Below are 14,442 nucleotides of genomic sequence, written 5' to 3'. Positions count from 1 at the left end.
GTGCCAGTCACTCACACAATTTAGCTATTCCCTCTTAAGTTCGCCTAATAAATGTAGAAAAAAAATTTTTTTTGTAGAAATTTAAAAACAATGATTGAGTAGTATATCAATTTTCTGTATAATCAGCTTGTTTGACAATACTTTATATGAACTTGGGGGTAGACAATTGGGTAAAGCATTGATTATAGGAGCTGGCGGAGTAGCCAGTGTTGTGGTACACAAGTGTGTTCAGAATTCGGACGTATTTGAGGAAATTTGTATCGCAAGCAGAACTGTTTCAAAATGTGACGCTCTAAAAGAAAAACTAGACGGCGGAAAAACAAAGATTCATACTGCACAGGTAGACGCTGACAATACTGAAGAATTAATCGAGCTTATTAAAAGCTTCGGACCAGATGTTGTCATTAACGTAGCGTTACCTTATCAAGACTTAACGATTATGGATGCTTGCTTAGCGACAGGTGTGCACTATGTGGATACTGCAAACTACGAGCCACCTGAAACGGCAAAATTTGAATATAAATGGCAATGGGCTTATAAAGAAAAGTTCGAAAAAGCTGGCTTAACTGCGTTACTTGGTAGTGGATTTGATCCAGGCGTAACAGGCGTTTTCACTGCGCATGCTCAAAAACATGAATTCGACGAAATCCACTATATTGATATCGTAGATGCCAACGCTGGTGACCACGGTTATCATTTCGCAACAAACTTTAATCCAGAAATCAACATTCGTGAAATTACAGCGAATGGTCGTTACTGGAAAGATGGCAAGTGGATTGAAACAGCACCACTTGAGAAAAAAGAAGTTTACAACTTACCCGAAATCGGTCCTAAAGATATTTACCTACTGTATCATGAAGAATTAGAATCAATTGCTAAAAACATTAAAGGTCTAAAGCAAATTCGATTCTGGATGACATTCTCTGAAAAATACTTAACACACTTAAAAGTATTAGAAAATGTAGGCATGACTTCAATTGAACCAATCGAATTCGAAGGTCAAATGATTCAGCCAATCCACTTCCTTAAAGCAGTATTACCAGATCCTGCATCACTAGGACCACGTACAAAAGGGAAAACAAATATCGGCTGTATTATCCGTGGTTTAAAAGATGGCAAAGAAAAAACTTACTACGTATATAACGTATGTGACCACGAAGAGTGCTATAACGAGGTAGGTTCACAAGCGATTTCATACACAACAGGTGTACCAGCAATGATTGGTGCAATGCTTGTCATGAACGGTCAATGGCAAAAGCCTGGCGTTTGGAACGTAGAAGAATTCGATCCAGATCCATTTATGGATGCGCTAAACAAATGGGGTCTTCCATGGCAAGAAAGCCATAACCCAGAATTACTAGACCTAGAGACTGAAGCGAAGGAACATAGCCGATGAAACCAATTGATTTCACCAAAGTTCCATCACCTTCATACGTAGTGGATGAACGTCTATTAACAAAAAACCTTGAGCTTTTAAAGTCGATACAAGATCGTACTGGCTGCCGTATTTTACTTGCACTTAAAGGGTTTTCAATGCATTCAACATTCCCTTTAGTTGGTGAATACTTAGCTGGCATTACATCAAGCTCCCTATTTGAAGCCCGTCTTGGTTATGAAAAGATGGGTAAAGAAGTTCATGTTTATGCACCTGCTTACGTAGAGCATGAAATGGACGAGCTTCTTGGCTATGTGGATCACATCGTCTTTAACTCTTTCAACCAATGGGCTCAATACAAAGACAAAGTCAAAGCTACTGGTAAATCAATTGAATGTGGAATTCGTGTAAATCCTGAATACTCTGAGATTGAAACAGCACTTTATGATCCTTGCTATACGAACTCTCGTCTTGGTACAACATTAGCTAACTTTGACAAATCTCAACTTGATGGTATAGATGGCTTACACTTCCATGCAATGTGTGAGCAAAACTCTGATACATTAGAGCGCATTATTGAAGTTGTCGAAGAAAAATTTGGTGATGTTTTACATCAAATGAAATGGCTAAACTTCGGCGGTGGTCACCATATCACTCGTGAAGATTATGATGTTGAAAAACTAGTGAATATCATCAATTATATTCAAGATAAATACAATCTCCTTGTTTATTTAGAGCCTGGTGAAGCTGTGGCGCTAAATACAGGTTACCTTGTAGCAACTGTTCTAGATGTTCAGAAAAATGGGATGGACTTAGCTATTTTGGACACTTCTGCAACTTGTCATATGCCTGATGTGCTTGAAATGCCTTACCGCCCAATGATCATCGGTTCAGGACAAGCAAATGAGCTAGCACACACATATCGCTTAGGTGGGCTTACATGTCTTGCTGGTGATGTGATTGGAGATTACTCATTTGAAGAACCGTTGAAACCTGGAGATCGCCTTGTTTTCACAGATATGGCGCACTACTCCATGGTAAAAAATCATATGTTTAACGGTGTTAACCTGCCATCTATCGTTTCGTATAACGATTCAGAAGGCATTAAAGTGATTCGTGAATTTAAGTTCGAAGACTATAGTGGTCGACTTTCTTAATGAAAACGAGAACCCCCTCCAATCTATTACGGTTGGAGGGGGTTCTTTTTATTGGTGTAATGACTTTTGACATCAATATGTAAAGCTTAAATCTCTACGTTTTCTTTTTCGTTTTCAAGCATTTTGTGTAAATAGTTTATAATTTCTCGAATGCCCTCTAAGGAATCTACGAGTATTTTTGGGTCAACATACGTAATCATACGATTTTCTAAATTCGCCACAGCCGTAAAATAGCGTGTTTTAGCATAATTGACAAGACCCATTTGCTTTAAAACAGATTCATCTAAATCGAGAATTTCCCTAGCTTCTGTCACGAGCAGCCCATAGTTTACTACATCTGTATTTAATACAATCACACGTGCTGTCGGTGCATTTGACGAACGATTATAGAGAATACGTTCAAAATCTAATACTGGAATTAGCTCTCCTCGATTTCTTGTAAAACCTAGTAAATAATTCGGTAAATGCGGAATTGGGGTTACTTGCTCTAGTTTTTCAATGGATATTGCTTGCTCCACTGGTACTGCATATTCCTCTGTACCACATGCAAAAACTACTGCCTTTACACTTTCCATCAGGTCACTTCCTTTTATTTTAGCGCTCGTGTTTAGCTGTTTCTTTCACGATTTCAACAAGCAAATCGGCTAATTTCTCTAATTCTTCTACAGGAATCTTTTCATTTGTTGTATGAATATCTTCATACCCTACTGATAGGTTAACCGTAGGGATACCAAAGCCTGCAATAATATTAGCGTCAGAGCCACCTCCAGAAATACCTAATAGAGGTGTTCTGTCAATATTACGTGCTGCCGCCATAGCTACCTGTACGACTTTATCTGACTCTGTTACACGGAAGCCAGGGTACATTAGTTTTACTTCTACTTCAGCACGTGCGCCCATTGAAGCTGCAACTTGCTCAAACGTATCTTGCATATGTTTTGTTTGGGCATCTAGCTTTGTTTTATCAATTGAACGTGCTTCTGCTAAAATGTTCACTTCATCGCACACAATGTTTGTAGCTTGTCCACCTTCAAAGCGGCCAATATTCGCAGTTGTTTCTTCATCTAATCTTCCAAGCTTCATTTGTGCAATACATTTTGAAGCAACCGTAATGGCAGATATCCCTTTCTCAGGAGCAACACCTGCATGCGCAGTTTTACCGATGATTTTCGTAAATATTTTCGCTTGGAATGGCGCTGCTGTCACGATTCCACCAACTTTGCCATCACTGTCAACTGCAAAGCCGTATTTTGCGATAATAGCAGTAGGGTCCAATTCTTTCGCTCCTACTAAACCACTCTCTTCCCCTGCTGTGATGATAAACTGGATGTCACCATGTTCAATTTGTTGTTCTTTTAATCGCTTTGCCATTTCAAACATCGCTGCTAGACCTGCTTTATCGTCTGCACCTAAAATTGTTGTGCCATCTGAAACGATATAGCCATCTTCACGAAGCGATGGTTTAATACCTTTTCCTGGTACAACCGTATCCATATGTGAAGTAAAATAGATTGGCTCAATATCTAATGTACCTTTTAATGTCGCGATAATATTTCCAGCACCGTGACCGTTGCGTGTATGTGCATCATCTTGCACTACTGAAAAACCAAGTGCTGTTAATTTTTCAATTAGAACTGGTGCAATAAGCTGTTCGTGTTTTGTTTCTGAATCGATTTGTACGAGCTCAAAAAACTCTTCTACTAAACGACTTGTCATGTTGTAAAACTCCCTTGATTTACGTGTTTTCCACGTCATAATATATGTATTAGTTTAGCACATTGACTGAAGAGTTGGAATAATACGCTAGTAGTAACTTCTTTATTTTATATTCAAAAATGCATAAAAGCCTGTGAAAAGAGTATGAGAAGCTCTTTCCACAGACTTTTTTATAGTTGTAAAATCTCTTTCTTTTCCATTTTTAATGTTTCCAAATATTCCAGTGCTCTATTATGCTTTTCCTGCAAACGTCTAACTGTATTATGTACATCATCTTGTACTCTGGATACTTGCTCTCTTGCTGTAGATATTTTGGAATGGACTGACCAAGCCGAAAATATATCATCAAAGAAGTAGTCTGCAAATTTCACAAAGCCATCTGTTTCAATTTGCAAAGATTTTGTCGACATGTCCTGTACATCCAGCAATTCGTTATGAAAGCGTTGCAAGGCAATTTGTGCACTATGGAGATAGTTTTCCGTTTTATCAAGCGCATCATGCTTTAAATGTGTGGCAATAAGGCCGCCGCCAAAAAATGTATCCCATGTCGAATAGCCGCTCGCTGAGTGTAGTGATGCAGCCGCCTGCCCCAGTTTAGTAAGCGCAATGTCACCTGCATCTTCCGCTTCTTGTATTTCTGAGATTAACTGCTTCGTTATAAATTCTTCATTTGCAAGCTGTTCTATTTTGTGAGCAACTTCGGGTTCATGTAATTGGAGATAGTTTTTCTTTTTTATATGTAGAATGTTTAATGCTTCTTGAAGTTGTTTTTCATTAATTTGCTTGAGCTTTTGATTAACCTGTTCAAAATCAAATGTTAAGTCTTTCAGCATTTTTTCCGCTTCCTTGATTTTTAATTCTAGAATGGCTGCCTTATCGATTTTCTCAGCGCGCAAATCGTCTTGTTGCCCAGTCCATGTACGAATCATATTCATAAACGAAAAGCCCTCTAGTTTATCAAGTTTCATACGAATTTGATTGTGTTCAGTAGAATGCTTAGTAATTTCCTGCTGTGCATGCTCGATTTGCCCTTCAATTAAAAACCTCTGCTCTCTTAATCTATTAGCATTTCTTAGTTGTCCTTGAAGTGTTTCCTGCTCAGTCTGTAATTGTTGCCATTCCATTCATCTCAACTCCCCTTTTGTATTTGTACGGATGAGCGAAAGAAATGTTTCAATTATCTGCCATTTTATAAAATTCTTTTTTGTTCCGAATCTGTTATCTCTCATACAAAAACCCAGCAACCAAATGGCTACTGGGTTTGTATATTATTATAGCGGAATATTTCCGTGTTTTTTCTCAGGACGTGTTTCGTGTTTATTTGACAGCATGTCTAAAGCTTGGATAAGTTTAATACGTGTATCACGTGGATCGATAACATCATCTACCATACCACGAGATGCCGCCACGTAAGGATTGGCAAACTTCTCTTTGTATTCTTCAATTTTCGCTGCACGCGTTGCTTCAGGATCTTCTGACTTCGCAATTTCACGCGCAAAGATGATATTTGCAGCACCCGCTGCACCCATAACCGCGATTTCAGCATTTGGCCAAGAGAATACTAGGTCAGCGCCAATTGATTTAGAGTTAAGTGCAACGTATGCACCACCATATGCTTTACGTAAAATTACTGTAATTTTTGGTACAGTTGCTTCTGAATAGGCATAAAGGATTTTCGCACCATGACGGATAATTCCACCATGCTCTTGTTTTACGCCTGGGAAGAATCCAGAAACGTCTTCAAATGTGATGATTGGTACATTGTACGCATCACAAGTTCGAATGAAACGGGCTGCCTTATCGGAAGAGTCGATATCAAGACCGCCAGCTAATACTTTAGGTTGGTTACATACAAGTCCTACTGATTCACCTGCAATACGCGCAAAGCCTACTACTACGTTTTTCGCAAATTCAGAGTGAACTTCCATGAATGAACCTTCGTCTACTACTTGTTCCACTACTTTACGCACATCGTATGGGCGAGTTGTTTCGATTGGAACAGTGTCTACGATTTCAGGACGGTAATCGTCCCCTTCAGGACGTGCCTGGCGTGGTGCTTTTTCTTTATTGTTTTGTGGTAAATAACTTAATAATTGTTTAATTTGATCGATGGCAGCTTCTTCCGACGGTGCACGGAAGTGAGCGTTACCACTTACTGCATTATTTACTTTAGAGCCACCAAGGTCTTCAGCAGAAATTTTTTCACCTGTTACTGTTTCAATAACTTTTGGTCCAGTAATGAACATTTGAGATGTTTTATCGACCATTAGGATAAAGTCTGTGATAGCTGGAGAATACACTGCTCCACCTGCACAAGGTCCCATAATGACTGAGATTTGTGGAATAACACCAGAGTAGATTGCATTACGGTAGAAAATATGTCCGTAACCGTCTAAAGAAAGTACACCCTCTTGAATACGTGCGCCGCCTGAATCGTTAATGCCGATGAATGGTGTGCCATTTTTAGCAGCAAGATCCATTACTGTCGCCATTTTTTTAGCGTGCATTTCACCAAGTGCTCCACCGAATACAGTGAAATCTTGAGAGAATAAGTAAACTGGACGTCCGTTAATTTTACCAAATCCTGTTACTACGCCGTCGCCAGGTCCTTCTAGTTTGTCCATACCGAAATCGACTGTACGGTGTGTAATGAATGGGTTAATTTCGAAAAACGTACCTTCATCGAGTAATAATTCAATACGCTCACGCGCAGTTAGCTTACCTTTTTCATGTTGCTTTTCGATGCGTTCATAGCCACCGCCAAGTTCAATTACCGTCTTACGATCATATAAGTCATTAATTTTATCGAACATATCCATACTAATCACTTTTCCCCTTTTCCGCTTTTATCACATAATTCATATAGCACACCGAAAGATGATTTAGGATGCAAGAAAGCAACCTCTGCACCACCAGCACCTGGCCCTGGCTCTTCTGATAAGAGGCGCACGCCTTTATCACGAAGTTCCGCCATACGCTCACGAATACCTGTTACACCGAATGCTACATGGTGAATGCCTTCGCCACGTTTCTCGATAAATCCGTGAATCGTACTTTTTTCGCTCATCGGTTCTAGTAATTCTAGTTTCACGTTGCCAGCGTCGATAAATGCAACACGGACTTGCTGAGATTCAACCTCTTCTACTTTCAGTAACTTTAAACCTAAAGTTTCTGTATAATATGTAATGCGTTCATCAAGATCGCGCACTGCAATCCCAATATGGTCTACTTTCTCCATGGTGACATCTCCTTCTGTTATGGTACATACCCTATTTTACAGATTTTTTTGTCAAAACTCTACTACTTGAGAAATTTTTCAGATTTGCTAAACTATTTATAAGAAAAGAAGGAGCGAACGAGCATATGAGTAATAAAAAATTTCAGAAAATCGTAGTTTATGCTATGATTGCCATTATGGTAATCTCATCTCTTGCATTTGGTTTATCGATGCTAGTTTAAGAAAGTGCGAAGCGTCCACATTACTGTGGGCGCTTTCCTTTGACCTTTAAGCCCTTATATGATTGCTTTATCTCTAAATAACGATCCATTTCTTCAATGAATTGATAAAGCGCAGCCTGAGCAATAAACTCTTGATGATTTGTCGGTAAAGGTAATTCGGCAAAATCTCTCTTTGCTAGCTCTAATTTCTCCCTAAAATGACCTGCAGTATTTCCTGAATGGACATGCTCACCAAGGTCTTGTAGGAAGTCCGCAACGATTTCCGCCTCTTGTACTATAACAGGTAGGGCAGTTATTTTAGGGAGTACTCGTTCAATTATTTCAAGCTGCTGTTCACGCATATCGAAGTAAAGATAATAATCATTTTGTCTTCGTGTAAAATGATTTTCAACATCTTTAAAAGCTAATGATTTTGCATCATTCAACGTTTTAATAGCTTGAATAATTTCCTGCCCATCCCATAATGTATCGCCTTGTCTTAAATAGCTGGCAATTTCTAAAAAAATCTTTTTGTACAGCTCCTCTATTTTAACTCTATAGTAATTTAATTCCTTTTGAATATCTGGCATATACATATTTATCGCTATTCCCGTACCATACCCGATAGCCATTAAAGCAAATTCATTATAAACAAGAGCTAACGTAAAGCCCTTTGCAGCGTATATATGCATAATTATAACCGCACTAGAGACGAAACCATCTGCTACCTTTAACGACACAATTGTCGGGATAAACAATACAAGCATACCTGCCAATGTTAGCGGGTGATAAGAAAATAGCTCAAAGCTTAAAAATGCATACAGCATACCAACTATGCTTGCGACAAAGCGGGTATAAGCAGCATGAAGCGATTTTTTCTTTGTTGGCTGCACACATAGGATCGTTAGAATACCAGCTGAAGCATAAGAAGCCAATTCAAAATACTGCGCAATCGCTATGGCAATAGCTGCACCGATTGCTGTTTTTAATGTACGATAGCCGATTGAAAATTTCTTCAAGTCGACTGCCTCCCATCCTGCAACTTTCATAACGAATAATTATTCATTAGAAGCTTTTCTTATCTAGTAAAACTTTTTAATCAGCAAGACTTTTATTTAGCCAATATTACAAAAATTCCAAAAGGATTTGACTAAAGTGCACATGTCACTCTAGTCAAATGAATAATAGCTAAGCCCTATTTAATCTTGCCTTACATAGATATTGAAAAATATTAAAGCTCTTCACAATATTCTTCAAAATTTGCTTGTAAGTTTGTCACGACCGACATCGGATCATGCCCTTCAATTTCATAGCGGCCAACTTCTGCTACAACTTGTCCATCTTTTAAAAGTACAAATGATGGAGAAGATGGTAGGTGGTCTTCACCGAAGTGATAACGAGCAGCTGCTGTTGCTTCTTTATCTTGACCTGCAAATACAGTAACTAAATGATCTGGTCGTTTATCGTAATGCACGCATTGTGCTGCTGCTGGTCGAGCAATACCTCCCGCACAGCCGCATACTGAATTTACCATGACTAATGTTGTACCAGGACGAGCAAACGCCTCTTCAACAGCTTCAGGTGTGCGTAATTGCTCATAACCTGCAGTTTCAATTTCAGCACGTGCTGTTTTTAAAATTTCTTGCATAAATAAATCGTAATCCATATTCATAAAGCGATAGCTCCTTTCAATTTCGCGCTTGTCTTTAAGCTTTAGATGCTTTAGATAGCACTCATACATCTCCTATCATAGCAGTAAGTGACGATTTTGTGCACCTACATGCTCATATAAAAGCGTACATTATTTCTGTGTTTGCTCATCGCTAAATAAACGATCTACACCTTGCGTTACTGTCAATTGTCCATTAAGAATTTGGCGCTCTAGTAACTGTACTTGTTCTTTACGGTTTGGATCCCCATAAAATGCATCAATTAGATGATCTGTAATCATGGATTGGAACCAATCTTTCGTTTGATTTTGACGGCGAATGGACCAGTAATTATTCGCTTCCACCGTTTGTCTAAAATCACCGATCGTATTCCATACTTTATCGAGTCCTTTTTTTTCCCACGAACTAACTGGCATAGCAGTAGACATCCATCCTGGCGTTGCGGGTTGAAGGAAATGCAATATTTGCTTATATTCGGAAACGGTTTTTTTCGCTAGTCGCACATTATCACCATCAGCCTTATGCACAACAATGGCATCTGCTAATTCCATAATGCCCTTTTTCATGCCCTGCAGTTCATCTCCTGCACCCGTCAATACTAACAATAAGAAGAAATCAACCATTCCTCGGACATATGTTTCACTTTGACCAACACCAACCGTCTCAATCAAAATCACATCATACCCAGCCGCTTCACAGACAAGCATCGTTTCACGCGTCTTCTTATGAACACCCCCTAGGGTACCAGCAGACGGTGACGGGCGAACGAACGCATTCGGCTTTTTCACTAGTTCTTCCATGCGTGTTTTATCGCCTAAAATACTGCCCCCCGATAACGAAGAACTCGGGTCTATTGCAAGTACTGCTACTTTTTTACCCATCTCACATAACATCGTTCCGAAAGCTTCAATGAAAGAGCTTTTCCCTGCGCCTGGTACTCCCGTAATACCAATACGGACGCTGTTGCCTGTATGCGGTAAAAGCTCCTGTAATAGCTCTTGCGCCTGTACTTTATGAGTCATATTTGAGCTTTCAATGAGTGTAATAGCTTTAGACAATTGTACACGCGAGCCTGCACGGACATTTCGTGCAAGCTCTTGGATATCAAGTTTGTCAGCTTTTTTCTTTCGGAATTTTTTTGGTACACCATATTGCATACCATCGTGAGATGCCTCCACGCCATCCATGACAAATAGAGCACTTTCCTGCATCTCTTTGTTTTTGTCCATTATTTAGACACTTCCTCGTAACCTAAACGTTTATAAATTTCCTCAATAATTTTAATTGCAGAAACTGGTATAACTGTACCAGGTCCAAAGATTGCCACTGCCCCTGCTTCATAAAGGAATTCATAATCTTGTGCTGGAATAACGCCGCCAACGATAATGATAATATCTTCACGGCCCAACTTTGTCAGTTCAGAAACTAACGCTGGCACAAGAGTTTTGTGTCCTGCTGCGAGTGATGATACACCAATACAATGTACGTCATTTTCAACAGCCATTTGCGCCGTTTCTTCTGGTGTCATGAATAGTGGTGAAATATCGACATCGAAGCCTAAGTCAGCGTAGCCTGTTGCAATTACTTTAGCACCGCGATCATGCCCGTCTTGTCCCATTTTAGCTACTAAAATACGTGGGCGACGACCTTCATTTTCAAGGAACTCATCTGTCATATTTTTTACTTCTGTAATTTGCTCTTCATCCGAGAAGTTTGCAGAATAAACACCTGAGATAGAGCGAATGATTGCTTTATGACGACCAGATACTACCTCGATAGCGTCAGAGATTTCTCCCAGCGATGCACGAGCACGTGCAGCGTCTACTGCTATTGAAAGTAAGTTTTCTTCACCATCTTGTGCTGCTTTCGTTAAGCGAGCAAGATGTTTTTGAACCTCTGCCTCATCACGAGAAGCTTTCATGGCATCTAAACGCTCAATTTGTTTTTGACGCACAAGTGTGTTGTCGATATCAAGAATATCGATTGGTTCTTCTTTTTCTAGACGATATTTGTTCACGCCTACAATCGTTTCAGATTTAGAATCGATTTTCGCCTGACGTTTAGCCGCAGCTTCTTCAACCTTCATTTTTGGTAGGCCAGTTTCGATTGCTTTTGCCATACCACCAAGTTCTTCGATTTCTTCGATTAACGCCCATGCAGACTTTGTGATTTCATCTGTTAATTTCTCAACATAATATGAGCCACCCCAAGGGTCAATCACTTTTGTCATAGCCGTTTCTTCTTGTAGGAATAGTTGCGTATTACGTGCAATACGTGCAGAGAAATCTGTTGGTAATGCAATTGCTTCGTCTAGTGCATTCGTATGAAGAGATTGCGTATGGCCCATAGATGAAGCATTCGCCTCAATTAATGTACGCGTTACATTATTGAATGGATCTTGCTCTGTTAAAGACCATCCAGATGTTTGTGAGTGTGTACGTAATGCCAATGTCTTTGGATTTTTTGGATTGAACGTAGACATCATTTGTGCCCAAATACGACGAGCAGCTCGCATTTTCGCAACTTCCATATAATAGTTCATCCCGATAGCCCAGAAGAATGATAAACGTGGTGCAAAGGCATCAATATCAATACCAGCTTTTAAACCAGTCCGAACATATTCAAGACCGTCCGCTAATGTATACGCAAGCTCGATGTCATTTGTAGCACCCGCTTCTTGAATATGATAGCCTGAGATCGAAATAGAGTTAAATTTAGGCATAAACTTAGCTGTAAATTCAAAAATATCTGCAATAATTTTCATCGACATTGCTGGTGGGTAAATATACGTGTTACGTACCATATATTCTTTTAAAATATCATTTTGGATTGTCCCTGCAAGCTGTTCTGGAGTAACACCTTGTTCTTCAGCAGCAACGATATAGAATGCGAGTATCGGAAGTACGGCACCATTCATCGTCATTGACACAGACATTTGATCTAAAGGAATTTGATCGAATAAAATTTTCATATCTTCTACTGAATCAATTGCTACCCCTGCTTTACCAACATCACCTGTTACACGTGGGTGATCCGAATCATATCCACGGTGAGTTGCTAAGTCAAAGGCTACTGAAAGACCTTTTTGCCCCATTGCAAGGTTACGTTTGTAAAATGCATTGGATTCTTCTGCAGTGGAGAAACCTGCATATTGACGAACTGTCCAAGGACGAGCGACATACATAGTAGGGTATGGCCCGCGTGTATTTGGCGCAATACCTGCAACATCATCTAAGTGTTTTACATCTTTAATATCATCTTTTGTATAAATATCTTTAATTTCAATACCTTCATTTGTCATGAATTTGTCGTCTGAAGCCGCAGGAGCTTCTGCTGTTAATACTTTTTCGATTTCAATTGCACTAAAATTTGGCTTGCTCATCGTTGGACCTCCTTCATGCTAGCGAACACCGAATTTAATTTTTCAATGATGTTCTGTCCTGCGAAAATAAAGCCGTTTAAGCCATTTGCTAACCAAGCTTCTTCTTCGTCTTTAAATTTACCTGCAATGTCTACAATCACGTGTGCTGGTTTTTCAGCTAAAATTGCGGGAACCATTTCTTTTGTAGCATCATCATTACCTGCGATAACTACATATTTTGCGTCTGTAGCTTCTAACCAGGCAAGTGCTTCCTTAGCTGTTACAGCTGGTTCGCTTTTTTCGGGTACAAGACCAACAGTATTTAAGAAACCAGATACAAAATCAGCACGAGGTTTAGAACTTTTTAGTGAGCCTAATGCTAAGATGCCAGTTTTCACATTGGCAGCAGTCATTTGTAAACGCAGTTGCTCGAACGGTATCGTAATTCGCTTAATATTTGCAAATAGTGGGTTTGTTTCGCTATCAAGTACATCTGCAGGATTTGCATAAATATTTGTTCCGATAACTGATTGTTTGCGTGTTTGTGCAGCTTTAATGCGTGCTTGATAAGATGCTTCTAACGCTTCAGCTAATTTCCCCGAAGCTGTATAAGCATCTATACCACCAGCAGCCTCAATTTCTAAAAATAATGTCCATGCTTCTTTTACGAAGTCAGCTGTTAATGATTCAATGAAGTATGAACCACCCGCAGGATCTGTTATTTTTAACACATTTGTTTCTTCTTTTAATACTAGAGATACATTGCGCGCTATACGTACAGATTGCTCTGTCGGTTTCGTTAATGCATCATGTGGGTGAACTGTAAAGACATCCGCACCGCCAATTAATCCAGAAAGCGCTTCATTTGCAGCGCGAAGTAAATTTACGTAAACATCCAATTTAGAGAAGCTTCGAAGCGAAGTTTCAGCAAGTGTTGGAACTTTTACATTTTCTGTCACACCATAAGCTGATGAGAACGCTTTCCAAAGTACTTTAAAAGCACGTAGTTTAGCGATTTCTGTAAAGAATTGCGTATCAAGGGCAAATGAAACATAAAATTTTTGTGCAAAAGCTTCAAAGCTTTCTTCTTGCTCTGCATATTTAGCCGCAATTGCAAGTGCATATGCTAATTCTTGCACAGCATTAGCACCCTCATTATGGAAAGACACTGTATCTGCACTTAACGTACGTACATTTGGCAATCCTACAAGCTTAATTGGATTGTTAGAAATAATGAAGCCGTTTACATCTTGTCGTTGTTCAGTTGGTATGTTGTTGAATACTGCCAGTAAAGGGTCATTTTCATTTTTTACCGTCATTTTAAACGAATATTCAGAGAAATATGTAGCTAGTTGTGCCAATATTTCTTCAGTCCATTCAAAGCTTACACGACTATCAACTGTCACTACCTCATTGCCACGAGCTAAGCTATCATCAAGCTGCGCGAAGAATGCTTCACTTGTTTCAGCATAAACTTGCTGTGCCACACGAAATACTTCGCCATTTTGTAGGGAACGGATTGTGGCAACTTGTTGATCTAGCTCATCACCTAGTTTGGCTACTAAACTTTCTTGCGTGTAAAGCGGTTCTAACGTAACACCCTCACTTGTTTTCGTTAAAAGAGACTCGAATGGTTTCCCTTTTAAAGCTTTGATTGCTGCATCTTGCCATTCTGAATAGGACGGCTTTTCAAATTCAATATTTTTCATGTTGTTTGACATGCGG

The 14,442-nt window shown here is 39.4% G+C and carries 13 protein-coding genes; 3 read left to right on the top strand and 10 right to left on the bottom strand.

Annotated elements, in window-relative coordinates:
• Positions 1-166 precede the first annotated feature (166 nt).
• Entirely contained in the window at positions 167-1,396 is a 1,230-nt protein-coding gene (locus JNUCC52_RS22660; RefSeq protein WP_139860563.1) for a saccharopine dehydrogenase family protein, read from the top strand.
• Positions 1,393-2,532, top strand: coding sequence for a carboxynorspermidine decarboxylase (nspC, locus tag JNUCC52_RS22655; RefSeq protein WP_139860561.1), 1,140 nt, complete (start codon positions 1,393-1,395; stop codon positions 2,530-2,532). The genes JNUCC52_RS22660 and nspC overlap by 4 nt, the downstream gene beginning before the upstream one ends.
• Positions 2,533-2,618: 86 nt before the next feature.
• Here nspC and JNUCC52_RS22650 read toward each other — a convergent pair whose 3' ends face one another.
• The 5 genes from JNUCC52_RS22650 to mce all read right to left on the bottom strand — a co-directional run bounded on the left by JNUCC52_RS22650 (position 2,619) and on the right by mce (position 7,486).
• Positions 2,619-3,107, bottom strand: a complete 489-nt coding sequence (locus tag JNUCC52_RS22650) for a chemotaxis protein CheW (RefSeq protein WP_139860559.1) — start codon at positions 3,105-3,107, stop codon at positions 2,619-2,621.
• A gap of 19 nt (positions 3,108-3,126) precedes the next feature.
• The gene (locus tag JNUCC52_RS22645) at positions 3,127-4,248 is read right to left on the bottom strand and encodes a M20/M25/M40 family metallo-hydrolase (RefSeq protein ID WP_173479005.1); all 1,122 of its coding nucleotides are present in this window, start codon (positions 4,246-4,248) and stop codon (positions 3,127-3,129) included.
• A 170-nt stretch (positions 4,249-4,418) separates the two neighbouring features.
• On the bottom strand, positions 4,419-5,372 hold the full coding sequence (locus JNUCC52_RS22640) for a hypothetical protein (protein ID WP_337980894.1): 954 nt from the start codon (positions 5,370-5,372) through the stop codon (positions 4,419-4,421).
• Positions 5,373-5,519: 147 nt separating this feature from the next.
• On the bottom strand, positions 5,520-7,067 hold the full coding sequence (locus JNUCC52_RS22635) for an acyl-CoA carboxylase subunit beta (RefSeq protein WP_173479007.1): 1,548 nt from the start codon (positions 7,065-7,067) through the stop codon (positions 5,520-5,522).
• Between the two features lie 5 nt (positions 7,068-7,072).
• Entirely contained in the window at positions 7,073-7,486 is a 414-nt protein-coding gene (mce, locus tag JNUCC52_RS22630; protein WP_173479008.1) for a methylmalonyl-CoA epimerase, read from the bottom strand.
• Positions 7,487-7,611: 125 nt separating this feature from the next.
• On the opposite strand from mce, the gene prli42 reads away from it, so the two are divergent.
• Positions 7,612-7,707, top strand: a complete 96-nt coding sequence (gene prli42 / locus JNUCC52_RS22625) for a stressosome-associated protein Prli42 (RefSeq protein ID WP_173479009.1) — start codon at positions 7,612-7,614, stop codon at positions 7,705-7,707.
• Between the two features lie 20 nt (positions 7,708-7,727).
• Here the strand turns inward: prli42 and JNUCC52_RS22620 are convergent, their stop codons facing one another.
• From JNUCC52_RS22620 to JNUCC52_RS22600, 5 genes are all read right to left on the bottom strand, one after another.
• Entirely contained in the window at positions 7,728-8,735 is a 1,008-nt protein-coding gene (locus JNUCC52_RS22620; protein ID WP_337980893.1) for an aromatic acid exporter family protein, read from the bottom strand.
• Between the two features lie 182 nt (positions 8,736-8,917).
• Complete coding sequence (locus JNUCC52_RS22615) at positions 8,918-9,358, bottom strand: BrxA/BrxB family bacilliredoxin (protein ID WP_173479011.1); 441 nt, start codon at positions 9,356-9,358, stop codon at positions 8,918-8,920.
• Between the two features lie 129 nt (positions 9,359-9,487).
• A complete protein-coding gene (gene meaB, locus JNUCC52_RS22610) occupies positions 9,488-10,585 on the bottom strand; it encodes a methylmalonyl Co-A mutase-associated GTPase MeaB (protein WP_173479012.1) in 1,098 nt (365 codons plus the stop codon).
• On the bottom strand, positions 10,585-12,738 hold the full coding sequence (scpA, locus tag JNUCC52_RS22605) for a methylmalonyl-CoA mutase (protein WP_337980892.1): 2,154 nt from the start codon (positions 12,736-12,738) through the stop codon (positions 10,585-10,587). Before scpA ends, meaB begins: the two co-directional genes overlap by 1 nt.
• Positions 12,735-14,426 (bottom strand): methylmalonyl-CoA mutase family protein, encoded by a 1,692-nt coding sequence (locus JNUCC52_RS22600; protein WP_443136904.1) that lies wholly within the window; start codon positions 14,424-14,426, stop codon positions 12,735-12,737. Before JNUCC52_RS22600 ends, scpA begins: the two co-directional genes overlap by 4 nt.
• Positions 14,427-14,442 lie beyond the last annotated feature (16 nt).

The organism is Lysinibacillus sp. JNUCC-52, from assembly GCF_015999545.1.
GTDB lineage: Bacteria > Bacillota > Bacilli > Bacillales_A > Planococcaceae > Lysinibacillus.
The sequence above is the reverse complement of the archived record's forward strand: the minus strand, read 5'-3'. Positions and strand labels throughout refer to the sequence as shown.